Source organism: Blautia sp. AF19-1 (assembly GCF_003479155.1).
Taxonomy (GTDB): Bacteria; Bacillota; Clostridia; order Lachnospirales; family Lachnospiraceae; genus Fusicatenibacter; species Fusicatenibacter saccharivorans.
The window spans coordinates 1-1,909 of the sequence record NZ_QUGQ01000049.1; the positions used below are offsets into that span (position 1 = coordinate 1).

At 42.8% G+C, this 1,909-nt stretch carries 1 protein-coding gene; it reads right to left on the reverse strand.

Annotation, left to right across the window (positions count from 1 at the left end; genetic code table 11):
* Positions 1-139: 139 nt before the first annotated feature.
* Positions 140-1,405: a group II intron reverse transcriptase/maturase gene (gene ltrA, locus DWX26_RS16525; RefSeq protein ID WP_118601793.1), complete on the reverse strand. Its 1,266-nt coding sequence runs from the start codon at positions 1,403-1,405 to the stop codon at positions 140-142.
* Between the last annotated feature and the right edge of the window lie 504 nt (positions 1,406-1,909).

The window sequence follows — 1,909 nt, forward strand, 5'->3', positions numbered from 1 at the left end:
CCGTCGAGTAGACTTTGTCTCGACTTTTTCACTTCCTTTCATCTATATTCTTTTGCGATGAGAGGTTCAAGTCTCAAAAGCCCCTCACAGAACCGCACATGCCCTATTAAGGCATACGGCTCTTCAATAAGCCTTTCGCCTAATAAGCACTTGTTACATATATCTTCGGAGTTTCCAATGGATGTATCTTTAAAATCTCCCGATACTTTTTCCATGTCAGCCAATAAGACTGGTCTCTGCGACGTTTACTCTTCCAGACTTCCTGCCTCACATACACAAAATATTTTATGAGTCCTATATAGTTCCCATAGATTCCATAGTAGCGATAGTGCCCTGCTAACTTTATATTCAGTGTCTCTACCGTGTCGGCTATGCTTTCATGCATGTGCTCCCATATCCATTTCTTGGCTTCCTCTCGTTTTATTTTCAGCTTCTTTTTACTTGTTCTGTGCAGTACACAGTATTTCCCCCAATGGCTTTTCGCATTGTAATGCGTAAAACCCAGAAAATCAAAGCTTTCTTTTGTTCCCTTGTATCTGCCAAAGGGTAGTATCCTGCTTTTGTCCTCTGCGATTTCCAGTCCGAATTTCTTCAGTCTTTCAATCAGAAGCTGATAGAACTTTCGTGCTTCATTCTCGTATTGGAACAGGCAAACAAAATCATCTGCGTAGCGTACCATATACATTTCTCCTTTAAACTCGTGTTTCTTCACATAATCAAACCATGTGTCTAACGTATAGTGCAGGTACACATTTGCAAGCACTGGCGAAATCAGCCCGCCTTGTACCGTTCCTGATTCTGTTTCCAGCCGCTTTCCGTCTTCCATGACTCCGCCTATCAGAAATCTTTTGATATATCGTATAAAGTTCTTATCAGCTATATCGTGTTCCAGAAATTTAATCATCCACTCATGGTCTATGTTATCGAAGAAGCCTTTAATATCAGCGTCCACTATATAATTTACCTTATCTGCCATGATATGTTTATTTACCCTCTGGATTGCGTCGTGACAGCTCTTATTTGGACGAAAACCGTAGGAAAACTCTTTGAACTTCGGCTCATATATCGCCTCAAGTATTTCCTTGAAAACACCCTGAACCACTTTGTCTTCAAATGACGGGATTCCCAGTCCTCGCATTTTCCCATTTCCTTTTGGAATATAGGCTCTGCGTACCGGGTATGGTTTGTAGGAAAATTTCTTCATTCTTACTATCAGATTTTCAATATTTTCTTCCAACCGCTTCCCGTATTCTTCCTTTGTAACTCCGTCTGCTCCCACCGCTTTACCTTTTGGCTGTTTGCTGTAAGATTCTTTGAGCGTATCCTTGTTGACGTATTTCATTAACGACTGGACTCTTCCATATTTTTCTACGAGACTGGCTATTTCTGCTTTCTCTTTTTCCATAGAATGTCTGCCTCCTGTGCTTTCTATGTTTTGATTGCAAAAGCGACTTATTGTCCATCCCTTCCCTCCAGAGTCATTACTTCCTTCATCGGTACTATGGATGAATCCGACTCCTCAACAGTCTTCGTTCGTACTCACCATTGCATTGGCCGATACTCCCTACTGGCTCATGTCCAGAACTGTCCAGGTCTCCCAGGTATGTCGAATATAACTATATCAGGTATGCCGTGCTCTGGGACTCCGGTGTGTTTTCATAATCTCGCTTAGCGATTATTCCTTATTGGTGACCCAAGGAGGTAGCAGACCACCCCACACAATCGATAATTCTAACGAAGCTCAATCACTTCACGCTTTCGCATTACGGCGTTCCTGTTCCCTGTCCTACGCTTAAACATCATTGTTAGCCTTCGATGCTCCAAGGACTCGGTACTGGCGACTTGCTAGGTCTTACCAGACTGGATTCCCACCAACTATATATTCGGCACCGAACTGGCGCACACCTCC

Coding starts and splice junctions, on each gene's coding strand:
- ltrA (WP_118601793.1), bottom strand. CDS start 1,405: ATGGAAAAAGAGAAAGCAGAAATAGCCAGTCTCGTAGAAAAATATGGA.